Source organism: Pseudonocardia sp. DR1-2 (assembly GCF_023717215.1).
Lineage (GTDB): Bacteria > Actinomycetota > Actinomycetes > Mycobacteriales > Pseudonocardiaceae > Pseudonocardia > Pseudonocardia alni.
The window spans coordinates 158,914-182,145 of record NZ_JAMQOF010000010.1; the positions used below are offsets into that span (position 1 = coordinate 158,914).

General features: G+C 70.7%; 19 protein-coding genes, 1 tRNA gene and 1 pseudogene. 15 read left to right on the plus strand and 6 right to left on the minus strand.

The features are described 5' to 3' along the window. Nucleotides 1-164: 164 nt before the first annotated feature. The gene (locus tag ND486_RS25555; RefSeq protein ID WP_251786915.1) at nt 165-629 is read right to left on the minus strand and encodes an NUDIX hydrolase; all 465 of its coding nucleotides are present in this window, start codon (nt 627-629) and stop codon (nt 165-167) included. A gap of 267 nt (nt 630-896) precedes the next feature. Between ND486_RS25555 and ND486_RS25560 the strand changes: the two genes are divergently transcribed. Further along, nucleotides 897-3,689 carry a DNA methyltransferase gene (locus tag ND486_RS25560; RefSeq protein WP_251786916.1) on the plus strand — a complete coding sequence of 931 codons (2,793 nt, stop codon included), beginning with the start codon at nt 897-899 and terminating at the stop codon, nt 3,687-3,689. Nucleotides 3,690-3,724: 35 nt separating this feature from the next. On the opposite strand, the gene ND486_RS25565 is transcribed toward ND486_RS25560, so the two are convergent. Then, entirely contained in the window at nt 3,725-4,945 is a 1,221-nt protein-coding gene (locus ND486_RS25565; protein WP_251786917.1) for a helix-turn-helix domain-containing protein, read from the minus strand. Nucleotides 4,946-5,078: 133 nt separating this feature from the next. Here ND486_RS25565 and ND486_RS25570 point away from each other — a divergent pair, with 133 nt between their 5' ends. The 11 genes and pseudogenes from ND486_RS25570 to mobF all read left to right on the plus strand — a co-directional run bounded on the left by ND486_RS25570 (nt 5,079) and on the right by mobF (nt 16,539). Next, nucleotides 5,079-5,351: a helix-turn-helix domain-containing protein gene (locus tag ND486_RS25570; RefSeq protein WP_251786918.1), complete on the plus strand. Its 273-nt coding sequence runs from the start codon at nt 5,079-5,081 to the stop codon at nt 5,349-5,351. Continuing rightward, nucleotides 5,351-5,581: a hypothetical protein gene (locus ND486_RS25575; RefSeq protein WP_251786919.1), complete on the plus strand. Its 231-nt coding sequence runs from the start codon at nt 5,351-5,353 to the stop codon at nt 5,579-5,581. The genes ND486_RS25570 and ND486_RS25575 overlap by 1 nt, the downstream gene beginning before the upstream one ends. Nucleotides 5,582-5,874: 293 nt before the next feature. Continuing rightward, nucleotides 5,875-6,177 (plus strand): hypothetical protein, encoded by a 303-nt coding sequence (locus ND486_RS25580; protein WP_251786920.1) that lies wholly within the window; start codon nt 5,875-5,877, stop codon nt 6,175-6,177. Continuing rightward, a complete protein-coding gene (locus ND486_RS25585) occupies nt 6,174-6,557 on the plus strand; it encodes a hypothetical protein (protein ID WP_251786921.1) in 384 nt (127 codons plus the stop codon). The genes ND486_RS25580 and ND486_RS25585 overlap by 4 nt, the downstream gene beginning before the upstream one ends. Before the next feature lie 134 nt (nt 6,558-6,691). Further along, nucleotides 6,692-6,934: pseudogene (locus ND486_RS29405) on the plus strand (WhiB family transcriptional regulator); the annotation flags it as partial. 74 nt (nt 6,935-7,008) lie between these two features. Beyond that, nucleotides 7,009-7,521 (plus strand): hypothetical protein, encoded by a 513-nt coding sequence (locus ND486_RS25595; protein WP_251786922.1) that lies wholly within the window; start codon nt 7,009-7,011, stop codon nt 7,519-7,521. Further along, the gene (locus ND486_RS25600) at nt 7,509-9,473 is read left to right on the plus strand and encodes a type IV secretory system conjugative DNA transfer family protein (protein ID WP_251786923.1); all 1,965 of its coding nucleotides are present in this window, start codon (nt 7,509-7,511) and stop codon (nt 9,471-9,473) included. Before ND486_RS25595 ends, ND486_RS25600 begins: the two co-directional genes overlap by 13 nt. Beyond that, entirely contained in the window at nt 9,470-10,474 is a 1,005-nt protein-coding gene (locus tag ND486_RS25605; RefSeq protein WP_251786924.1) for a hypothetical protein, read from the plus strand. The genes ND486_RS25600 and ND486_RS25605 overlap by 4 nt, the downstream gene beginning before the upstream one ends. Beyond that, nucleotides 10,471-11,127, plus strand: a complete 657-nt coding sequence (locus ND486_RS25610) for a hypothetical protein (RefSeq protein ID WP_251786925.1) — start codon at nt 10,471-10,473, stop codon at nt 11,125-11,127. Before ND486_RS25605 ends, ND486_RS25610 begins: the two co-directional genes overlap by 4 nt. Continuing rightward, complete coding sequence (locus ND486_RS25615; RefSeq protein ID WP_251786940.1) at nt 11,124-11,987, plus strand: hypothetical protein; 864 nt, start codon at nt 11,124-11,126, stop codon at nt 11,985-11,987. The genes ND486_RS25610 and ND486_RS25615 overlap by 4 nt, the downstream gene beginning before the upstream one ends. A gap of 211 nt (nt 11,988-12,198) precedes the next feature. Then, complete coding sequence (gene mobF, locus ND486_RS25620) at nt 12,199-16,539, plus strand: MobF family relaxase (protein WP_251786926.1); 4,341 nt, start codon at nt 12,199-12,201, stop codon at nt 16,537-16,539. Here the strand turns inward: mobF and ND486_RS25625 are convergent, their stop codons facing one another. Then, nucleotides 16,540-16,689, minus strand: coding sequence for a hypothetical protein (locus ND486_RS25625; RefSeq protein WP_251786927.1), 150 nt, complete (start codon nt 16,687-16,689; stop codon nt 16,540-16,542). Nucleotides 16,690-17,105: 416 nt separating this feature from the next. Here ND486_RS25625 and ND486_RS25630 point away from each other — a divergent pair, with 416 nt between their 5' ends. Both ND486_RS25630 and ND486_RS25635 read left to right on the plus strand, forming a co-directional pair. Beyond that, nucleotides 17,106-18,665 carry a reverse transcriptase domain-containing protein gene (locus ND486_RS25630; RefSeq protein ID WP_251786939.1) on the plus strand — a complete coding sequence of 520 codons (1,560 nt, stop codon included), beginning with the start codon at nt 17,106-17,108 and terminating at the stop codon, nt 18,663-18,665. Nucleotides 18,666-18,724: 59 nt separating this feature from the next. Next, nucleotides 18,725-19,195 (plus strand): hypothetical protein, encoded by a 471-nt coding sequence (locus tag ND486_RS25635; protein ID WP_251786928.1) that lies wholly within the window; start codon nt 18,725-18,727, stop codon nt 19,193-19,195. A gap of 124 nt (nt 19,196-19,319) precedes the next feature. Here ND486_RS25635 and ND486_RS25640 read toward each other — a convergent pair whose 3' ends face one another. Further along, nucleotides 19,320-20,873, minus strand: coding sequence for a tyrosine-type recombinase/integrase (locus ND486_RS25640; RefSeq protein ID WP_251786929.1), 1,554 nt, complete (start codon nt 20,871-20,873; stop codon nt 19,320-19,322). Nucleotides 20,874-20,952: 79 nt separating this feature from the next. Continuing rightward, nucleotides 20,953-21,029, minus strand: a tRNA-Arg gene (locus ND486_RS25645). Nucleotides 21,030-21,221: 192 nt separating this feature from the next. Here ND486_RS25645 and ND486_RS25650 point away from each other — a divergent pair. Then, on the plus strand, nt 21,222-22,025 hold the full coding sequence (locus tag ND486_RS25650) for a PP2C family serine/threonine-protein phosphatase (protein WP_251786930.1): 804 nt from the start codon (nt 21,222-21,224) through the stop codon (nt 22,023-22,025). A 3-nt stretch (nt 22,026-22,028) separates the two neighbouring features. Here ND486_RS25650 and ND486_RS25655 read toward each other — a convergent pair whose 3' ends face one another. Next, on the minus strand, nt 22,029-22,652 hold the full coding sequence (locus ND486_RS25655) for a methyltransferase domain-containing protein (RefSeq protein ID WP_062400893.1): 624 nt from the start codon (nt 22,650-22,652) through the stop codon (nt 22,029-22,031). Nucleotides 22,653-23,232: the final 580 nt, after the last annotated feature.

Here is a 23,232-nt window from a genome sequence, read left to right on the forward strand (position 1 = left end):
GTGCCCCCGGCAGGACTCGAACCTGCGACCTAGAGATTAGAAGTCTTGCCGCGGTCGGTTCTCTCGTGATCTACCAGGTGCTTCTCTATCGTCTGCGGCTCCGAAGGAGGCTCCACGGTGCTTGAGCTTCTGCAGTTCGCGCCATAGATGGCTCCACGCAAGATCTACCGGCCGACCTGCACCACGGCCTCACCGTGCTCCAGGTATCGCGGGCCGTCTTGAGCTGTGGTGCGAAGCCGGCGGGCGAGTCGAGGGATGACGAACGACTCCAGATCTGCGACCGCGACCCACTCCCAACGGTCCAGCTCGTCGTCGGCGAGCCTGATGCGCTCAGCGTCGTCGCCGAGTTGGCCGCAGTCGAAGACGAAGAGGAGCTTGTCGCCCTCCCTGTCGCTCGGCGCCCAGTCGACCGAGAGCAGCGCCACAGGCTCCCGATCCAGACCGAGTTCCTCGGCGATCTCGCGGCGGCATGCAGCGGCGGGGGACTCGCCGCGCTCGACGTACCCGCCGGGGATGTCCCAGGTGTCCTTGTAGGTGGGGTGGACGAGAAGGATGCGGCCGGTCTCGTCGAGGAACAGCGCTCCTGCCGCGACGCGGGGAGTGGCGAACGTTTCGCTCGGGTCGGACACGTTGCGAGCTTACGACCGCGGTCGCTGGCCGTGCTCGGCGCCGGCTCAGCAGCGGCGGCTTGTTCCGGAAGGTGCGGACCGCGCCGCGGGGACCGTGCGCGGCGGCTTCCTCGCCAATCGACGCGTGGTCGTCGGAGTCCCCGTCGGATCGGGCGGGTGCTGGCCGTCCGGGATCCTCCTCTGAGGGTGCCTGCCCCGCGGCCTCGTCGGACGCGCTTCGTGCTGTCGGTACACCGCTGTGAACGAGACACCTGCCAGGATGGACCGGTGAGCACCCCCGCGGTCCCTCCTCGCTACGAAGAGAATCGGGCCCATGCCCGCCGCTTCGCGGAGGCCTGGGCGGGGGAACGGCGTGAGCGCGCGGAGAAGGACACGTTCTGGAACGAGTTCCTCGCCGTGTTCGGCGTCGAGCGACGGCAGGTGGCGCGGTTCGAGCCGGTCGCTCAGCGTTACTCGACGGGGCGTCACGGCTTCATCGACGTGTTCTGGCCGGGCCGTCTCCTCGTCGAACACAAGGCCGCTGGCAAGGACCTGGACCAGGCGATGGAGCAGGCGAAGGACTACCTGCCCGGGATGGCGGCCGAGGACGTCCCCCCGGTTCTGGTGGCGTGCGACTTCTCTGAGTTCGTCGTCCACGACCTCGATACCGGCACCGACGAGCGGTTCCCGCTCTCGGAGTTGCCGAACAAGCTGGAGGTCTTCGGACTGCTCGACGGCCGGGATCGCCGCCGCTACGACAGCGACGAAGACGTCAACCTGGCGGCGACCGAGCTGCTCGCGGGGTTCCACGACGCCCTGCGAGAGATGGGGTACCCCGACCACCACCGCCGGGTGCTGCTGACCCGTGTCCTGTTCTGTCTGTTCGCCGACGACGCCGGGGTCTGGCCGATGGGCCTGTTCGAGGACTTCCTGCGCCTGCGCACCCGTCCCGACGGCAGCGACCTCGGGCCCCAGCTGGCCCAGCTCTTCCAGGTCCTCGACACGGCACCGGCCCAGCGCAGTCCGCACCTTCCCGACGAACTGCGCGACTTCACCTACATCAACGGCGGTCTGTTCGAGGAGACCCTGCGGATCAGCGACTGCGACGCCGCGATGCGCGACGCGTTGCTGCGCTGCTCACGCTTCAACTGGTCGGTCATCTCGCCGGCCATCTTCGGATCGATGTTCCAGCACGTCATGGCGCCTGCTGAGCGCCGGGTCCTCGGCGCGCATTACACCTCCGAGGTCAACATCCTGCGCACCATCAGGCCGTTGTTCCTCGACGGACTCGAACAGGAACTCGACCGAGCCGACTCGGTCCCCAAGCTGCGCGCGTTCCGCGACCGGCTTGCAGAGCTGACGTTCTTCGACCCTGCGTGCGGGTGCGGAAACTTCCTCGTGATCGCCTACCGGGAGATCCGGCGGCTGGAAACCCAGTGTCTGATCAAGCTGCGCGAGACCGAGGCACGGATCGCGGCGAACCGCGGCGGTGGCGCCCGCAGAGGCCGCAGCGCGGCAGGCGCCGGACAGCTCGCGGTGGACGTCACCCTGGAAAGCAAGGTCGGCGTCGGGCAGTTCTACGGCATCGAGGTTGAAGAGTTCCCCTGCCGGATCGCGGAGACCGCGATGCACCTCACCGATCACCTCGCCAACCGTGACCTGTCTTCGGCGCTCGGGATCTACTACGCCCGATTTCCCATCGGAGACACGGCCGTCATCCACCACGGCAACGCCGTCTCGACGGACTGGGAGGACGTAATCCCGGCCGCTGACTGCAGCTACGTGCTGGGGAACCCGCCGTTCGTGGGGATGGCTTGGATGAGCGCGTCCCAGCAGCAGGACCGGACATCAGCGTTCGCCGCGCTGCGGTACCCCGGCACGCGAACGGGGCGTCTCGACTACGTCGCCGCCTGGTATGCGAAGGCGGTCACCTACCTCGATGCATCGCCCAGCCCGCAGGTCGCCTTCGTGTCCACGAACTCGATCACCCAAGGAGAGCAGGCGCGCACCCTCGGCCCGTTGATGCGCGCACACGGGATCCACATCGACTTCGCGCACCGGACGTTCGACTGGACCAGCGAGGCGCGCGGCGCAGCGCACGTCCACGTCGTCATCATCGGCTTCTCCGCCGGACAACGAGGCGAGTGCCGACTGTTCGACTACCCCGACATCAAGGGTGAACCGATCGAGCACAAGGCGAAGACGATCAACATCTATCTCGCCGACGCGCCGGAGATCGTGCCCCCCAAGCGCGACCGGCCGCTGATCGCAGCTCTCCCGGAGGCGTCGAAGGGAAGCCAGCCCACCGATGGCGGGAATCTGATCGTCGGCCCCGAGGACCATGCCGAGATCCTCGCTGACCCCATCGCCGCGAAGTACCTCCGGCCCTACCGGCAGAGCCGCGAGATGCTGCACGGCAAGGACCGCTGGTGTCTCTGGCTGACCGAGGCGACTCCGGCCGACCTGCGTGGATCGACGGTCCTGAAAACCCGCCTGCAGGGGGTCCGAGACGCCCGGCTCAAGTCCCCCACAGCGAGCGTGCGCGACCGGGCCGACACCCCATCGCTGTTCACCCAAGTCCGTCAGCCGGTCGGTGACTACGTGGCTATGCCCGAGGCCAGTAGCGGCAACCGCCGCTACATCCCCGCGATGCTCTACGGTCCCGACACCATCGCCGGGAACAAACTGATCTGCTGGCCCGGCGCTGATCTGTGGCTGTTCGGAGTGCTGTCTTCCCGCTGCTACACCCTCTGGGTCGGCACCGTCGCGGGAAAGATCAAGAGCGACTACTCGATGGCGCCGGACCTCGCCTGGTGCACCTTCCCCACTCCCGATCCCGACGGACCCAGCCGAAGCAAGATCACCAAAGCTGCCCGCGGTGTGCTCGACGCCCGAGCAGACCACCCGGGGGCGACCCTGGCCGAGCTGTACGACCCCATCGCCATGCCACCCAGCCTTGTGCGTGCCCACCGCGACCTCGACCGTGCGGTCGAGAACGGTGTTGCCGCCGGAAGGCGGTTCGCCACCGACGGGGACCGGCTGTCGGCCTTGTTCCAGCGCTACCAGGACATGACTGCATAGCTCACCATCCGCCGGGCTCCTGCGGACTGAGCCGGTCAGACGAGGCGTAGACGGCCGGCCAGGTCGTCAAGTGCCGGGTCCCGGTGCGCCCGGTTGCTCTTCACCCAGCCAAGGACGAGCTGGCGGCTGAGGGCGTGGTGGCGGATCTGCTCGGGCGCGATCCGTTCGGCCTGGAGCAGCACCGCCAGCGCGTCCTCGCGGCGATTCCGGGCCGCGTAGGCGCGAGCCGTCTCGATGGCGTGTCGCACTTGACGCTCCGGAGGAAGACCCGAGACGTCGATCGAGGGTGCGAGGTCGACCGCCACCTGGACGTCGCCGAGCTCCAGCGCTGTCGTCATGCGGTGGAGCGCGACGTTCGTGGGCCCGAACGCCGTCCACATCGCGTTCGTGTCGTGCCCGACCCGGTGCGCGCTGTCCTCAGCTTCGCGGAGGAAGGCGTTCACCGAGGCTCGATCGTCGGCCCTCGCCGCAGCGACGGCCCCGGTCAGGAACAGCGTGCCGTAGACCGAGAGGAAGGACTCGTCGGTGCGGCTGCTCAGATGCGTTTCGAGGACCCCCACGGCGGTCCGTACGAGGTCGACGCCCGCCGCGAACCTCCCGGTCGAGTGGAGGGCGTACGCGACGGACCGGAAGAGCGAGCCGAGTACGACGGGGCTCTCCGACTCCTGTGCTGCGGCCAGACCGCGTTCGGACGCGATCCACGCCAGGTCGGTCTCTCCCAGCTTCGTCAGGACCGACACCGCGACCTGATAGGTGAGCGCCAGCAGAGCGAGCGCCCTGCGGCGGTCTGCCTGCTCCGCGTTGCGTACAGCGGTCAGCGCGTCGCTGAGGACCAGGGGAGTCCGGCCGGTGACGTAGCCGTAGCGGCTCGCCTGGTACGCGTCGAAGATCGCCGAGACGTCCGCCTCCAGCGAGTCGAGGTCGGCTGCCTCGCCCGGACCTGCCGGGCCCGCGAGTAGCGGAGTGATCTGCCGGTAATCCATCAGGGCGGAGCGGAGAGCGGGGACGGTCTGAACCCCGCTGTCCGCCGTCCACTCCAGGAGGGTCGGCTCACCGACCAGGTCGCCGATCGCGACGTCGAGAGCTTCGGCGATCCGCCGGATGACCGACAGCCGATCGAGGTCGATCCGCCCGTTCTCGACCTTGCTGAGCCAGTCCTCGGTCCGACCGATGAGACCGGCGAGCACGAGCTGCGAGAGCCCACGCCGCCGCCGGTAGAAGGCGATCCGCTCGCCGATGGTCATCGCCGTCGTCATTCCGCGCATGGCAACCACCCTCCCCGACTGATCCGGACATACCCCGGAATTTCCTTCCGGGTTCTACGTCAGAACAGGACTCAGGCTATCTCCACTGCCCGACAGGGAGCAGTAGTTCGAGAGGAGAAGCCCAATGAACAGTCCGTCTACCAGGGAGGGTATCGACGCCGCCGCGGCAGTCGGCCCGACCTTCTACAGCGTTCCCGACGCCGCGAAGTTGATCGGAACCTCGCCCGTCACGCTGTACCGCGCAATTCGCGATGGTGAATTCCCCGCGCTCCGAGTCCGCGGCCGACTGATCATCCCGGCACGGGTTCTCGACGAGATGGTGAGCGCCGCCGTCAGCCGGCAGGCCGTCGTCGATGTCGCCGCGTGGGTCCCCGCGACTCGGGGGAGCGCGTCCTGATGGGCAGCGTCGGTGTGCTCATCCTCGGTGCGGTGCTGGGGGCGTTCATCTGCGCGAAGGCGCGGGTCGCGATGGGCGCGGTGGCGTTCTCGCTGATCGCGCTGGTGCTGTTCATCGCCACGCCCGTCGGTGCCGGGCTGCCGGAGGCGATCAGCACGTTCATCTCGGCCTTCGACCGGGCGGCGACGCCCGCGCTGAACGGCGCCGGGACCGCTGGGGCGGGGTCGTGACCGCGGCCGCCGGTCCCGGTGGGGGAGACCTCGCCCTCACGGCCGGGCGGGCCGAGACATCGGGTGGACCCGCCTGCGGCGGGGCGGAGGGCCGTCCGGCCCGAGTTTGGCCCGGCCTCACTCAGATTCAAGGGCGCTCCGCTGGCGCTACGCGTCGCTGCGCGACCGACCTTCGGCCGGCCCTTGAGTCCGAGCCTCGGAGGCCGTGCGCGCCTGACGGCGCGGTGGCGGACGGGACGCCGCCACCGGGAGGCCGGACCGGCCGACCCTCCCCACTCTTCTTGGAGGCCAGCATGACCGCGATCTTCCTGCCCGGCCCGCCTGTCGTGGACCTGGGCGACGACCCCGTCGACCTGGTCGACGTGACCGAGCTGGTGTGCCCGGGCTGCGCCGGCCCCGTCGTGGACGCCCCGCCGTCGGGGTGGCCCGCCCGTGCCGGCCGCTGCCCGGAGTTCTCGCACCTCGACGGGTCGGTGCTGTGCCCGGATGGGTTCGGTCGGGTGCCGGAGCCGGTCGAGGCGGCGTCGCTGCGCTACGGCCTCACCGACGCCGGGGCCGAACTGCTGGTCGACGAGGGCCGCGGGTGGTTGGCGTGAGCGCCCGCCCGTCGCCGGAGTGGACGGTCCCGGAGCGGGTCGCGCAGCTCGAGGACCTGGACCCGCGGTTGCTGCGTCCGACCGGTCGGACGGACCGCCTGCAGGTGGTGGTCGAGCACTACGTGCCGGGTGCGGGGCGGTGCCCGGGGTGCGGGTGGCCGGTGCTGCGTCGCCAGGAGTGCCCGTCGCGTCAGGTCGCGGTGTGCCTGCTGGACAACCGGCCGCTGCCGGTCCGGCTGGCGCACCTGGCCGACGTGATCCCCGGGGCCCGCACCGGCCGCGACAGCGCGGCGGATCGGGAAGAGCGACGGCGGGTCGAGGACGGGTTGCCCGGGTTGTTCGAGGCCCCGGTCCGGGCTCCGGAGCGGGGGCAGCCGTGAGCAAGCAGAACCACGAGATGGGACGGCCCGGCGACGGGTTCTTGGCGGAAGCGCACCGCCGGGCCGCTCTCGCCAACCAACAGGAGGTAGGAGAGATGTTCACCGTAGACCCGATGTCCGGGGTGGGCGAGGAGCTGGACTGGCGGTCCCGCGCGGCCTGCCGCGACGTCGATCCCGACTTGTTCTTCCCGACCGCCGTCACCGGCGCCACCCTCGTCGCGGCGGAGCGGCGGGCGCTCGCGGTGTGCCGGGTGTGCCCGGTCCTGGAGGCGTGCCGGATCTGGGCGGTGGCCCAGCAGCCGCACGGGATCGCTGGTGGGCTGACCGAGGACGAGCGCCACCGCGCCCGCCGAACCACGCCCCGACAGGCCGGTCGCACCGTTCTCCCGGCCGTCGTGCCCGGCCCGTCGCCGCGCACCGACCGGGCCCTCCCGGTCGGGGGTGGCCGGTGATGGGGGTGTTCGGGGAGCCGACCGCGCAGGAGCGGCGGGTGTGGCGGGTCCGGGAACTGATCCGGTCGCTGGCGGTCGAGTGGTTCGGCACCCGCGAGGTCCGCGAGCCGATCGGCGACACGACCACGACCCGGCTGGTGCTCGCGGACCCGGTCGAGGGGCTGCGTGCGGCGGTGCTGGTCCGCCGCGTCGCCGCCGGGCAGGAGCGCGAGTACGCCCTGGCCGCCCGCGGCGCCGGTTGGTCGTGGGCGACGATCGGGTCGGTGCTCGGGTTCGAGGGCCTCGACGAGCCCGAGGTCCTGGCGTTCGAGCACACCGCCGAGCGCGCCGGCCGGTCCGAGACCCGGTGGGAGCCGATGTTGTGGCGCTGCACGTCCTGCGGGGCGCGGGTCACCGACACCGGGCCGTACGGGTCGCACCCGACCGACGTCGAGCACGGGCACGGCGAGGGCTGCGCCCGCCACTGCGCGGATATCGCCGCGTGGGAGCAGCGGACGGGATGGGACGACTGATGGGCATCCTGTTCAGCTCCACCACTCTGGTCCTGGCCGTGCTCGCCGGGGGCGCCCTGCTGGCGTGGTCTCGCGGGGCCCGCGGACTGGCCGCCGGCCTCGGCGCGGTCGCGCTGCTCCCCGCGGCGACGATCGTCACCGCCCTCTCGTGGCCCGCCCTCGTTGCGGTGGCCGGGCTGGCTGTGGTGATGGTGTGGCACCGCTGGACCCGCTCCTCGGCCACCGTCTCGCGGTGGGCGTCGCGCTCCCGACGCAAGGTTGGGGTCGCGTCCAGCCTGGACATCGTCCGGCACGCCGGGACCCTCGCGGTCCGGCGCCGCACCGGCACCGTCCGCCCCTCGCTGGCCGGGCTGCCGCGCTGGCAGCGGGCCCGGCTCTCGACCACCGAGGCGGCGGTCGAGCTGTGCCGCACCGGTGCGTTGCGGGTGTGGGCGTTGGTCGAGGACGTGGTGATCGTCGTCGGCGGCCCCCGCACCGGCAAGACCGGCTGGCTCGCCGGGCGCGTCCTCGACGCCCCCGGCGCCGCTCTGGTGACCTCGACTCGCACGGACCTGCTGGACCTGTGTGCACCGTTGCGCCGCCAGTCCCGGGGTGAGGTGTTCGTGTTCAACCCGGCCGGGCTCGGCGACCGGACCTCGACGATCACGTTCGACCCGCTGACCGGCTGCACGGATCCGGTGACCGCGACGGAGCGGGCGACGGACATGCTCGCCGCCGTCGCCAGCGGGTCGGGCGGGGATCGGGAGTTCTGGGACGGTCAGGCTCGCCGCGTCCTCGCCGCCCTGCTGCACGCCGCCGCACTCGGCGACCGGCGGATGGCTGACGTCCTCGGGTGGGTCGCCGACCCCGACGCCGCCGGCCGCGAGGTACCGGCCCTGTTGCGGCGGTCGGGGGTGACGGCGTTCGAGCAGGACGCGATGCAGTTCATCACCACCAACGAACGCACCCGCTCCTCGATCACCTCCTCGGTGATGCCCGCCCTCGGGTGGCTCACCCACCCGGCCGCCGCCGCGGCCGCGGAGCCGGGGGAGGGGTTCGACGTCGCCCGGCTCCTGGCCGAGCGGGCGACGGTGTTCCTCCTCGGCGCCGAGGAGGCCCAGACCGCACCCCTGGTCTGCGCCCTGACCGGACACATCGCCCGCGAAGCCCGACGCCTCGCCGCCGGGCAGCCGAAGGGGCGCCTGGACCCGCCCCTCGGGCTCTTCTTGGACGAGGCCGCCCTGATCTCCCCGGTCCCGCTGGAGTCCTGGACTGCGGACATGGGCGGTCGGGGCGTGACGATCCTGTGCGCGTTCCAGTCCCGCGCCCAGCTCCTCGCCCGCTGGGGGGAGCACAAGGCCGCGACGATCCTGAACAACACCGCCGCCGTGATGATCTTCGGCGGAACCAGGGACAAGGCCGATCTGGAGTTCTGGTCCACTCTCGCCGGAGAGCGCGACGAGCGCGTCTCTACCACCGACGAGCACGGCCGGGTGGCGTCCCGGTCGGTGCGGAAGGTGCCGGTGCTGGCGCCTGCGCAGATCGCGAACCTGCCTGCGGGGCGGGTGGTGGTGATCCGGCGGGGGATCGCCCCGGTGGTCGGCCGGGCGCGGATGGCGTGGAAGCGCCCGGACGTTCGGCGTCGTGCGCGGCTGATGCGCCGGGTCGCCGCGGAGTCCCGCCGTCACCGCCGCAACGAGGTAGTCCGGGTGTGGGCCGACGTCCAGCTCGAACGCGCCCTGGTCGTGCTCGCCGCGCGCTGGCCTGCCCGGTTCGGGGAGACGGCGGAGCGGGTGCGGTCGTCGAACCGGATGTTCGCCGAGCTGCGCGCCATCCGGCACGGCGGCGACGTCGACCAGGCCGCCGAGGTGACGGCGCTGCGCGAGCTGTCGCCCGGCGACGGCTCTGGCGGGACGGCGGGCCCGGCCGGGCCCGCCGACGGCCCGACCGGTGACGGGCGGTGGGAGCGATGAGCGCCTACGAGCTGTGGACCCCGGCCGAGGCCGTCGAGCGCCTCGCGGCCGAGCTGCCCGGTGGGCGGGCCGATGCCGAGCAGGTCGTCGCCTCCTATCTGCGGGACGCGACCGGTGTGCATGGTCGTCCGTCCTCGGGGTGGCGGCTGGACGAGTTCGATCTCGACGACGCTCGCGCCCGCTTCGGCTGGGTCGACTTCGCCCACGGCGAGACGGTCGCCGCCGCTCGCACCCGCGCGGACGCGGCTGCGATCGCCGCGCTGCGCGAGGCACGTGGGACCTCGGCGGTCACCGAGCGGGCCCGGCTGGAAGGGCTGCACTCGGATGCCGAGATGTGGGGCTACCGCGCCCACCAGGTCGGCCTCGACGAGCTGACCAACCGCACTGCCTGTGACCCGCAGCCCCGGCTGGTGACCGTCGCTCGGGAAGGGCGGGAGCGGTCGCACCGCGAGGCCACCGCCGCGCACGACGCCCGCGTCCTGGCCGCCGAGGCCGCGACCGAGGCGGCGGGAGCTGCGGCCCGCTGTGGACACCCCGCCCGCGAGCACGAGCAGCCGGACGACGACCAGCACGAGGACGAGGAGGGGGACCCGATGACCGCCCCGCACGACGACCAGCGCGACCACATCCCAGCCCGGCCGCTCTCGCTCGGCCACGGCGGCCGGCGAGCCCGGTTTGTCAGCGACGACGACCCGGCGATGCAGGCCCTGCGCGAGGAGATGGAGACCACCGCAGCCCGGGACGCGGTCGCGGACGAGCGCGGTGACCGCGAGCGGGTTCTCGACGAGGGGCCCGGGTCGTTCGCCGGCGGGCTGTGGTTCACCCCCGACGAGTCCGCCGAGGGCGGAGTCCGTCCGCTCACCGAGCCGGAGATGCGGAAGGTGTCGGACCTGGTCCGCGCAACCCAGGCCGAGGCCGTCGCCCAGCAGTTCGACGACCAGGACACTGTGGCCGCCGACGGCCCGGTCGACGACGTCGACGGGGCGGGGTGGGAGCGATGAACACCCCACCCGCCCCTGGCCCCGCCGAGGTGGAGGTGCTCGCCGACCTCGTCCGTGAGGTTGACACGCTCCGGCGTCGTCTCGGTGACCTCGATCAGGTCGGGGACCGCCTCGACGAGCTGGACCGCGTCGTCGCGCAGCTCGCGAACACCCTGGCGACCGTCGCCGCGCGGCGGCGGGTTCCGGCCGCCCCGTCGTGGCTGCTCGCCTCGACCGGGGCGGATGAGGTCGCCGTGCTGCTCGACGAGCTGTGCGCGTGGCTCGCCGCGGTGTTCCTGCGCTACCCCGACGGCGCGACCGCGCTGCCGGAGTGCTGGCTGTGGCACCCCGACGTCGTCGAGGAGCTGCTCTGGCTCATGCACGCCTGGTGTGCCGCCTACCAGGGCGAGAACGCCTCGGTGCAGGCCGCCGGGGACTGGCACGACCGCCAGCGTCCCGGCGTCCTCGCCCGGCTGCGTAAGTCCGTCGGGTCCTGCTCGGTCGAGCGGCACCAGACCCGACCCGGCTGGTCGGACGTCCCGACGCCCGCCGCGGCCGTGCCCGGTCTCGCGCACACCGCGCTGATCGTCGGGTGGTGGTCCGCCCAGCGGGACGGGACGCCGCCGGAGCCGCCGGCCGTCGCGCCGAACCCGATCGGGGGTGCACTGCGATGAGCAGCGCGACCTCGCCGTCCTCGGGCCGGTGGGCGCGCGGGGCGGTCTGGCTGCCCGGACTCGTCGTCGCCCTCGGCGCCGCCGTCGCCACCGCCCACGGGCTCTACGAGGTCGCCGTCGCGGCCCGGGTCCCCGCCGCGATCGCCTGGATCTACCCGCTGATCACCGACGGCCTGGCCATGGTCGCCTACGCGGCCACGGCCCGGCTGCGCGGGTCCGCAGCCCGCTACGCCTGGTCGGTCGTGATCGTCTCGGCCGGGCTGTCGGGTCTGGCCCAGGCCGTCTACCTCGCCTCCGACGCCGTCGCGGCCGGGATCGCGCTGCCGGTGTCCTCGGCGCTGCGCTTCGGCGTCGGGGCGTGGCCCGCGGTCGCGGCGGCCGTCGTCGCGCACCTGCTCTACCTGCTCGCCGCCGACCATCCGGCCGAGGCCCCGGGTGCGGTCCAGACGGAGGAGACCGTCCGACCGGCCGGGCCGGACGGCCCGGCCCGGCTGGACGCCGGGCGTCCCCCGCGGATGGTGCTCGACGGTCCGGTCATCCCGGCCCCGGACGCCGAGGCGTCCAGCCGGAACCCGGCACCCCGGCCGGTGTCCCGCCCGTCCGACGGTCCCCACCGGGCCGTCCCGGACACCGGAGCGCCGGCGGCCGGGTCACCGGCCCGCGACCGGGCCCGCGCGGCCGCCCGTCGGCACCGCGACCGCCACGGCGCGCTCCCGACGGTGCGCGAACTCCAGTCCCTCGCCGACGTCAGCCGCGGCACCGCGGGCGACGCCCTCAAGCAGCTCCGCGACACCCCGCAGCAGGCCGCGACCGGCCTGCACCTCGTCCCCGACGAGCCCGAGACCAGGACCCAGCAGTGACCATCAGCAGCCAGCACCCCACCGCGACCGAGTACACCGCCAGAACCGAGAGCGAGAACCCCGAGCAGAGCAAGAACAGAGCCAGATCAAGAGCAGCACACCGAGGCATCACGATCCGAGGGGGCGGGCCGGCCTCCGGCCGGCCACGCCGCACGGCTCCCGTCGCGGGCGCCGAGAACGCCCGCCGGGCGGCCGGGGGCGGGTGGTCGACGTGCTGAGGATCGCCACCGGCTACTCCCCGGAGTACCTGCTCAAGGAGGTCGCCACCGGCCGGGAGAACTACTACACCGGCGCCGTCGCCGAGGGAGAGCCGCCGGGCCGCTGGTGGGGCGCCGGGGCGGAGAAGCTCGGCCTGCGGGGTCTCGTCGACGCCCAGGACATGCGCGCGCTCTACGAGCGGTTCCTCGACCCGCGCGAGGATGGGTTCGGTGACCCGGACCGGTGGGACGAGGTGTCCACCCTCGGACACACCGGACGCCGGTACCTGTCCGAGGACGAGCTGTACGCCCAGGCGTTGGACACCGAACCGGACGCGTCCGCCGAACGGCGCGCCGAGCTTCGGACGGAGGCGGGCAAGGCGGCCCGGCACAACGTCGCGTTCCTGGACATCACGTTCAGCGTCCAGAAGTCGGTGACGCTGCTGCACACCGCGTTCGAGGCCAAGGAGGTCGCCGCGCGCCGCGCCGGGGACGAGGAGACCGCCGCGGCGTGGGGCGAGTTCCGCCAGGCCGTCGAGGACGCCATCTGGGCCGGGAACAACGCGGCTCTGACCTACCTACAGGACAAGGCCGGGTACGTGCGGATCGGGCACCACGGCGGCACCGCCGGGCGGTGGGCCGACGCGCACGGCTGGACCGTGGCGTCGTTCTTCCAGCACGACTCCCGCGACCGTGACCCGCAGCTGCACATCCACAACGGCACGCTCAACCGCGTCGAGGGCCCGGACGGCGTCTGGCGCACCCTGGACTCCCGCGCGATCCACCGGTGGCGGCCCGGCGCCGCCGCGGTCGGCGAACGCACCTGCGAGGAGCGACTCGCGCACTCGCTCGGCACCCTGTGCGCGACCCGTCCGGACGGGAAGGCCCGCGAGCTCGTCGGCGTCCCGGCCGAGGCGATGTCGCTGCTGTCCTCCCGACGGCACGCGGTGACCGCCAAGCAGGCCGAGCTGGTCGAGGCGTTCGAGGCCCGCTACGGCCGGGCCCCGAACGGTCTGGAGCGCGACCGTCTCGCACAGGAGGCCACGCTGCGGACCCGGGCGCGCAAGTCCCACAACGGCGAGACACGCGACGAGTTCCTCGACCGGGTCAACGGCAAGGTGCGCGACGAGATCGCCGGCGGCCTGGAGGGGATCGCCGACCTCGCCCTGGCCGCCCGCCGCGAGGGCGTCGAGCCGATGGCGTTCAACCCGGAGGCCGTCATCGAGCTGGCGCTCGCCGACGTCGCCGACCGCAAGTCCGGCTGGACCCGCGCGGACCTGGTCCGCGCGGTCAACGCCGCCCTGCCCGACTACCTCGGCACCCCGGACGGCGCCCAGGTCGCCGAGCTGCTCGACCAGCTCACCGACCGTGCGCTCGAGTACGCGGTCCCGATCGAGACCGCGCGGCCCGCGACCGAGCTGCTGCCCGCCGACCTGCGGCTCGCCAACGGCGAGTCCGCCTACGTCGCCCCGGGTGGTCGGGTCTACTCGACTCCGGACCAGGTCCGGTCCGAGCGGATCCTGTTGGCCGCGACCAGCGCCCGCGACGGTGCGGCGCTGACCCCGCAGGCTGTCGGACGGTTCCTCGACGGGCTGCGCTCGGGCGGGATCGAGCTGGGCGCCGACCAGGCCGCCGCGGTCCGCGGGATCCTCGCCTCCGGGGCGCGGGTCGAGACCCTCGTCGGCCCGGCCGGGACGGGGAAGTCCTACGTCGTCGGCACGCTGGCCCAGGCGTGGACGGACCCGACCCTGCGCCACGACGGCACCCGCAGCCGGGTGTTCGGGCTCGCGACCAGCCAGCAGGCCACCGACGTCCTCGCCGCCGAAGGGCTGACCGCCCGCAACGTCGCCGCCTGGCTCGGCATCCAGCAACGGCTCACCACCGGAGCGGCCGAGCGTCCACACCGGCCGGAGGACGAGCCCTGGCGGCTGCGCGACGGGGACCTGGTCGTGATCGACGAGTCCGCGATGACCGACACCGCCGCGCTGTCGGCGATCCACCAGCACACCGAGCGGGCCGGGGCGAAGCTGCTGCTGGTCGGTGACCACCGCCAGCTCGCCGCCGTCGGCGCCGGCGGCGGGATGGAGCTGCTCGCCGCGGCCGGATCGAGCTACGAGCTGACCGACGCCCGCCGCTTCACCGCCGAATGGGAACGCGACGCCTCGCTGCGGCTCCGGGCCGGCGACCAGACGGTGCTGCGCGAGTACCACCAGCAGGGCCGCGTCCTCGACACCGGAACCCGCGACGACGCCCAGACCTCCGCCGCCCGGGCGTGGGTCGCCGACACCCTCGACGGGAAGCGGTCGCTGCTGCTGGTCGACACCAACGAGGAGGCCGCGCACGTCTCGGCGCAGATCCGCGCCGAGCTTGTCCGCCTCGGCCAGGTCGCCGAGCACGGCACCCTGCTCGGGCGCCAGGGCACCTACGCCGGGGTCGGGGACCTGGTCCAGGCCCGGGAGAACGCCTGGCACCTCGACGGCTACGAGGGAAACCGCCGCGCGATCCGCAACCGCGACGACTTCCGCGTCACCGCGCTGCGCCCCGACGGCAGCCTGGAGGTCACCACCGACCTGACCGGCGCAGGGGAGGGGGAGCGGTTCGTGCTGCCCGCCTCCTACGTCGCCGAGCACGTCGCCCTCGGCTACGCCGGGACCATCCACACCGCCCAGGGCGCGACAGTGGACACCACACACTCGGTGGTCACCGGGCGCACCAGCCCGAACGCGCTGTATGTCGGCATGTCCCGCGGCCGCGGCGCCAACACCGCCCATGTCGCCACCCGCACCGCGCCCGAGGACCCGGCCGACGGCAGCGCGCAGCGCCACGAGCTGCACCGCGACCCCGTCGCCGTCCTGGCCGGGATCCTCGACACCCACGACCAGGTCACCCCGAAGTCGTCGCTGGCGATCGCGACCGAGTCCGCCGACCAGGCCGGAAGCGCCCGCACCGCAGCCGAGCTGCTCGCCGACGCCGCCCAGCTCGCCGCCACCGAACGCACCGCCCGCTCCCTGGACCGCCTCGTCACCGACGGCGTGCTCACTGACGACCAGCGCGCCCGCATCGCCGCCGAAGACGGCACCGGCGCGTTGACCCGCATCCTGCGCCGCGCCGAGATCGCCGGCCGCGACCCCGACCGCGTCCTCACCGACGCCGTCACACACGGCCCGCTCACCGGGGCCCGGAACCTGTCCAACGTCCTCTACTCCCGGATCCGCGACCACCACCGGTTCGACCCCGTCGGCGACACCTGGACCGACTGGGTCCCGCGCACCGACAACCCCGAGTGGAACCAGTACATGGCCGGCCTCGCCCAAGCCGCCGACCAGCGCGCCGCCCGACTCGGTGCCGCCGCGGCCCAGGACCCGCCCCAGTGGGCGCTCGACGCCTTCGGCGAGGTCCCCGCCGATCTCGTGCAGCGCGTCGAGTGGGAGGGCACCGTGGGCCGGATCGCCGCCTACCGCGAAGTCCGCAGCCACGACGACCCCACCGAAGCCCTCGGCCCCGCACCCAAGCCGGGACAGGTCGAGGAGTTCGCCGCCTACCGCGCCGCGTGGCGGTCGCTCGGACGGCCGGAGATCGACCGCGAACACCTGGAACTGTCCAACGGCCAGCTCCGGATGCGGGTCCGCGCCTACGAACGCGAGCTGGCCGCCGCGCCCCGCTACGTCGCCAAGGAACTCGCCGGAACCCGCCAGGCCGCCGCCGACCACCGCCAGACCGCCGCACTCCGCCGCGCCGAAGCCGAGACGGCGACCGGCGACGACAGACGCGAGCAGCTACTCGCCGACGCGGCCCGGTCCGCGCGGCTCGGGGAACTGCTCGACCAGCGGGCGAGCCAGCTCCAGCAGGTCGACGACGCCCGCGCCACCTGGCTCGCCCACACCAGCCAGACCCGCGTACAGGCCGACCTGTCCAAGGCCGAGCTGACCGCCCGTGGCGCAGCCGACGACCCGGACGAGCGCATCACCGCCGCCGAGTGGAAGGCCGCCCACGACGCCGCGCTCGCCGAGGACGAGCAGCACCGCGACATCACCGAGGACGACATCGACCTCGACGACCGCGCAGAGATTCACGACGACCAGGCGGGGGAGACCCGGTACCGCGACGTCCGCGAGGTCGCGGACGAGCAGCCGGCCCCGATGCTGGAGGACGTCGTCCGGGTCCCGGACGCAGAACAGACCGCCGACAGCGTCCAGCACGCCGGACGGGTGCTCGACGAGATCCTCTACCGCGACAGCGCCGACGAGGCCGCAGCCGACGACCATCGGACCGAGGAACTCACCCGCTGGCACGGCGACGACCAGGAGGCCGCCCGCGAGTACGAGACGGCCGGTTGGGGCGACGGGGAGTACTGATCAGGTGCGGGGAGCCGACCATGCGGTCGGCTCCCCGTTCTCGTCCAGCGGGGGCGGGCCCTCGTTGCGCCAGGCCCAGCGCAGGGTCGCGCGGATGCCCTCGCACCAGCCGGGACGCTGCTCCAACAACCAGGGCTGACGCTCCGCCATTAGCTCGGCAGCTTGAAACTCGGCATCGATCGAGTCCTCGGTCGCGCGAATCTGACGATCCCCCACCGGAGAGCGGGCCACTTGGATGCGACCGCACGTTGCAGGACGTCGCGCATCGACTAGCCATGCGCAGGTGACGACGACTCCAGCGGAGTACCAGTCAGATATCCCCCGACCGCTGTTCTCCTCGATGCGCAGAGCAGCTGAGGTGGCCATGTCTTGGATCTCGGGTTGAGGCCTTACCAAGTTCGTCAGAAGCATTCTCCTGGTGAAACTATCAGGGATGGTCATGTAGTGAGGGTTGCAGAAGCATCTGACAAGAACCATCTCACACCAGCAGGTGTGGGTGAACGTAGAGAGCAGTACACCGCTAAGGCATACTCACTGCCTTGCCAACCGAAGGGGCGCCAGTGAGCATGGTCAAGCTCTCCAAGCAGGTCGTGGACTCTGTCCCGATGGAGTCAAGCGCTGATTCTCTGACTCGTGGTGCCGACGTCCACCGGTTTCCTCCCCTAGTGATCTACCATTGCCTGCGGGACGGCCAGCAAGAATTGATCGATGCGACGAAGTCTGCGTATCGGCAAGGGCGTCATGTACAAACTGAAACGCTGACTGCGCCTCGACGGGGCTTCGGTCCTCGACCCGTGTCGATCTCGGCGCCCATCGATCGACTTATGTATAACGCGCTCGTCCAGCTTGTCGCCGAAGACATTCCAGATACCGTGCGAACGGAAGAAACATGGAAGAAGTATGAAAGTGTCTCTGGCGAGTTGGTCGACGGCGGAGGTCGTGGGTACTTGGTCGAGTTCGATATCGCCTCTTGCTACGAGTACATCGAGCACGTCGACCTTCGCGAGGAGCTAGTTCTTCGCTCACTGAAGGTGTCTGAGTCTTTAGCGCTGGAAGAAGTGCTGGGTGCACTCGCTGGCAGGTCGCGCGGCCTTCCGCAGCTTTCCGCGATGAGCGACAGATTGGCGGATGTCTATCTTTCAATTATGGAGCGAGAGCTACTTCGATCCGGAGTCGACGTAGCGCGATACGCCGACGACTTCAGGGCGGTCGCTCCGTCATGGGGCGTCGCTAATCAGACTATTGAGATTGCGGCCGAGGCTGCGCGTCGGCTCGGGCTAGTTCTTTCGACGGAGAAGACAACGATTCTCCGCGAGTCGACTGTGGGCCAGCAGCGGGCCGATATGCGTGACTTCTTGAATCGCATGATTGGTGACGGTGATGTCGACAACGACGACTTCCCATGGCTGGATAGGTATGGAGAGGAAAGCGACGAGGAAGAAGAGTCTGAATCTGACGACTCGGACGGCCGGGATTCTGATAGCGACGATGAGGAGAAAGGCAAGAACGACCTGGAAGGGCTCGCTTGGTCGATCTTGCGAGAGTGGTCGAGTAAAGAAATTGAGTCGAGCCAGAGGGCACTCGCAGGCTCCTTCGTGGGGTTCGCCATAAATACGCTGCGAAACGCGACTGATAGAATCCCCGACGACATCCTGAGTGACTCGGTCTTCAGTTCTCCGCTGTCTCTTGAGCTGGTGTGTAGGTACCTATGGGTGCGTAGCCACGAGACTCACCAGAACTGGACTACGTTGCGAGAGCTAACTGAAATGCAGCGCCAGAGCCCATGGGCGAAGATCTGGCTACTCCATGCCGTGCGCACCCTAAGTGAGTCGAGTGGCGAAGACTTTGACGAGGTGCGTTCGTGGACCTTAGAGCAGCTGAAGGATCGGCACGAAGTAGTCCGGTGCCTCGCGAGCTGGGCCCTTGCAAACAGGAATGGAGGTGACGTTCTTGAGACGCTACCAGAACTGTACGGATTGGCTTCGAGTCTCACTCGGCCTGCTCTGGCGGCAGCAGCGGGTCGAGGAGGAGTCGACAAGTCAAATGCAACAGTTCGTGCAATAATTGCAGATTCGCGGCTATCGAAAGTCGCGTACGAATGGGGTCAGCGAGGGCGCGGTCAGTGATCAGTTCGGCTGAGGCTGATTCGGCAGTTCGCCGTATCCGGCTTGCGGATGAGCGGGACGTGGCACGTCGTGATTCGGTAGTGATTACTCTTGCAAGCATTTGTGAGGGCTTTGCAGATCATGTTCTTGCGCTGCTCATTGCGAGGGCGGGTAGGAATCACGGAACGTTCGAGCGGCTTCTCATCAAGCATGTCGGAGACGATTTCTATTCAAGCTGGGATAGTCGACTCAAGTGGCTTAGTCACGGCTTCGATCTATTGAATCCGGGGAGTCGTGTAGTGCAGGATCTGCGAGTGATGGTTGAGCTTCGGAATGCGATCGTTCACGGTGACGGGTCTCTGAGTTCGTTTCAAACGCGACAGCTAGCTAAGCAGCTGACCCTCGAACGCCAGCTCTATGAGCGCCTCGAGGTCACAATCGAAGCCCGCGCCTACTATCTAAGTGGCAGAACAGTGGCGCAAGCGAAAGGGATATCCGTCTCTTTCGTGGAGGAGCTTGATAAGGCGCTCACGAAGAAGCTTAAAGAATGAAGTGCCGAGTTTTTCTGCGGTCTTGCCTAGAAGATTTACTTAGGGCCTGCCCCCTAAGGAGCTGACGTAGACATTTCTCGCGTGGGCTTGGACCTTGCGATATCTTCAGGTGGGTCTGCGACGATTAAGACTGAGTATGTTCGGGAGGTTCGACGACGCGTGCGCGACGCCCACGAGAGGTAATGATCTCGCCACCCGCGCTGAGCACGGCTACAGCACGATGCGCGGTTGCTTCGGAGACTTGGTATCGCTGAGCGAGCGTTGTGATCGTTGGTATGGGATCGCCCGTGAGTAGAGCGCCGCACCGGATCGCCGCGCGTAGGTCGGCTGCAATCGCGAGGTATGGAGAGCGGTTGCCGTTATCCCGCTCAACCGGAATATCAGGGGGCGCTGGCAGCGCTCCTCGTCCCGAGGCCCAGTCGGTATTCAAGGGGAGGTACGGCATTCGCTCGGCGAGCGAGCCCGCTGCACGCTGGTCGGCTTCGGAGACCCACGCGCTGTAAACCCGCAACGTCGTCGTCCCGCCGCCGCCATGGCCGAGCCTTCCCGCCACCGTCCGGACGTCGACGCCGGCGGCAATCAGCTCGGTGGCCGAGTAGTGCCGGAGCTGGTGCAGGTGCATCTGCCAGCCGAGCCGGCTACACATCCGTGCGTAGCGCTGGGTGAGAGAGTCCGGTCGGAGCGACATCGAGTGGTCGGGGGCACGCGAGAAGACGAAGCCGTCGGGTGGCAGCTCCACACCGAGAGCGGCCGCGCTCTGAGCTGCGAGACGCAGATAGGCCCTGAGCAGGCCGAGCGTCTGAGGGTCCAGAACGATCCGGCGACGCTGATGGGTCTTGGTGTCCTTCTCCCACACCCGCGCGCCGATCTGAGCCATCGATGTGCGGATGTCGATGACGCTCGTCGAGAAGTCGATCCGGTCCCAGCGCAGCGCGCACAGCTCGCCCCGCCGGGCGCCCGTGGTCATAGCAAGCCACACCAGCATGCCCCAGTCCGGATCACGCCAGGCCTCGTTGGCGATGACGGCAGCCTGGGACGCGGCCGGGGGCTGAGGGTTCGGCGCAGGTTGGGGTGGGGCCTCGGACTGACGTACCGGGTTGGTCCCGATCCAGCGCCAGCGGACCGCCCGGGTGAAGGCGCCGTTGAGGACGTTGTGGATCTGACGCATGTAGGAGCCGCCGAGGGGCCGACAGGTGTGCGGGCGACAACGGTCGTCGCAGGCGTGACTGTCGAGGGTGCTGTGGTCAACGCGGGTCCGGCGATCGCAGCGGGCCCGGCAGCGGCGCAGCTCCGCGAAGAAGGCGTCGAGCGTCTCGCCGTCGAGACGCCCTATCCGCATCTCCCCGAGCACAGGGCGGATGTAGTTCCGGGACATGGATTCGTACCCGACCCGGGTGGAGTCCTCGACCTCGAGGACATCGAAGTAGCGGTCGAGGAGCTGGTTCACGGTGGCGTTCGTCCGAGGACTGCGGCGGTCGTCGACCTCGGCGAGTAACCGGGTACGGACGCGCTCCGCATCTCTCGCGGCGTTCGGACCGGCCGGGACGGTCTCGCGCAGGTAGTGACGTTTGCCCGAGAGCGGGTCCACGCCCGCATAGACACGGACCCGGAACGAGCCGCTGGGGAGGACCTCGACCTCGCCACGTTGCCGCTTGCGCCTCGTGGGCTGAGCCGCCATGCAGGGAACGGTAGGAGTGACCCCGCTCCATGTCTAGCTCCACGATTCCGAGGTCGAGAGCGTCGATGACGCTCTGACCTGGTGCCCCCGGTTGGACTCGAACCAACGACCTAGAGATTAGAAGGCTCTTGCTCTATCCAGCTGAGCTACGAGGGCCGGCCGCCCCGGACCTCGTCCGGTGCGCTCCCACCGTAGCGAGGAGGGCAAGCGATCACGGCTGCGGCACCGCCGTCACGAACCACCCGATCCGGCCCGTGTGCTGGGCGGAGTGCCATCCGACCGGTTGAAGCACACGCCGAACGGGCCTCGCCTGCGACGCTGACGGACCGTGACGTCCATACTGTCCCCATGGTGCTGGGACTGCGATCCGCGCTCGGGTCGGATGTGGGCCGTCGCCGGACGTCGAACCAGGACTCCGGAGCGACGACCGGCCGACTGCTGATCGTGGCCGACGGGATGGGCGGTCACGCCCATGGCGAGATCGCGAGTGCGACGACGGTGTCGGTGTTCACCGAGCTGGAGGCCCGCCTTCCGCAGGACCTCAGCGACATCGATCTCGCCGCCGAGCTGACCGAGGCACTCAACGACGCCACGGACCGGCTGGCCCGCCGCGCCGCGGACGAGCCGGAGATGCGGGGGATGGGCACGACCGTCGTCTCGCTGCTCCTCACCGGTGATCAGCTCGCGCTCGCCCACATCGGCGACTCGCGCATCTACCTGCTGCGGGGTGGCGAGCTGAGCCGTCTCACCCACGACCACACGATGGTCCAGCAGCTCGTCGACCAGGGTCAGATCACCCTCGAGGAGGCGGCGCACCACCCGCGCCGGTCCGTATTGATGCGTGCGCTGAGCACCGACCACGCGCCGGACCCGGACCTCGACCGCGTCGACATCCTCGCCGGGGACCGCTATCTGCTCTGCTCGGACGGCGTCACCGCGGTGCTCGACGACGACGCCCTGCACCGCGAGCTCGCCTCCGGCGCCGAGCCGGACCAGGTCGTCACCCGGCTCATCGCACTCGCCAACGAGGGCGGCGGGCCCGACAACATCACCGCGATCGTCGCCGACGTCGTGGAGATCGACGACCTCGACGGCCCGGGTCAGGACCTGCGGATCGCCGGGGCCGTCGCCGAGATCGCCACCGCGGACTGACCCTCAGCGCCGGGCCACCACCCGGCGCAGCCGCACCGTGCGGACCGCCGAACGGTGCGCCGCGAGGTCCGCCCGGGCCCGCTCCGGCAGATCGGGCGGGTAGACGCCGGCCGCGCACAGCTCGTCCGCGCCCTTCGACGCCTCGACCCCGTCGAGGGTGAAGTCGAGACGGTCGTCGGCGAGTACGGCGAAGTCCGCGGCGGCCGCGAGCCATTCCGGGTGTTCGACGGCCGACCGGTGCCGCCACGCGTCACGCACCGCCTTCCGCAGCGCGCCCCCGCCCCAGCCGAACGACCGGGGCGCCGGCACCAGGACCGAGATGAGCCCGTGAGGGGCGAGTACCCGCCGCAGCTCCGCGAAGAGTCCGTCGATGTCCCGGAGGTGGGGGAGCAGCATCGGCACGGCGACCCGGTCCACCGACCGCGTGCGCAGCGGGAGCGCCACGGGCGACGACGTGATCCACAGGGGCTCGCTGTCCCCCGCCTCCACCACCAGCCGCCCGGCGACGACGGTCGCCCGTACCCGGCTCGTCGCACCCGGGGTACGGCACCAGGCCGCCGCGGTGAGCTCCGCGCCGGCACGCAGCCGGTGCAGGACGGGCGGGAGGACGTCTCCGTCGGGGTGCACGCGCCGAGTCTCGCGTGCCGACGGACGGCTCCCACCAGCCACCACGACGAACGGCCGACGGCGGACGACGATCGTGATCACCCGCCCCGGCCGGTCCCCGTCGGGGACGATCCCCCGCCTGCCGACCGCTCGTCGCGGCCGGGCGCCGCGACGGACGGTCGGAAAAAATCTTGAAACTTGTTGGCGGGCAGGCGGACGCGGGACGAACGACGGGTGGAGCACCGGTTCCGGACGCCGTCGTGAGCTTCCACTTGCGCGATCGGCGCTGGTCAACCAGTATCCGGAGTGAGCTCGTCAGGGCGACCGTTCGTCGCTCGACAGGGTCGGGCTCGACCGTGGTGCGGTGCGGCCCGGAGACGGGTTTGCCCAGGTCAGCGCGGGTTTCCGACCCCGGTTTGACGTGCCCGAATGCCATGCCGTAGTTTTCTTCCTGTCAGCGAGTGAGCCGGACAGAACGGGTCCTGAGAGGCCCGGTCAACAGGCCCCGCGGGCAGTGACCCCCGGTGGTTCATCGAGTTTCTCGGTGTGATTGTCTTGGTGGGTCAAGGCGATCCGTCTTCAGGATCCTGCTTCCTTGTTG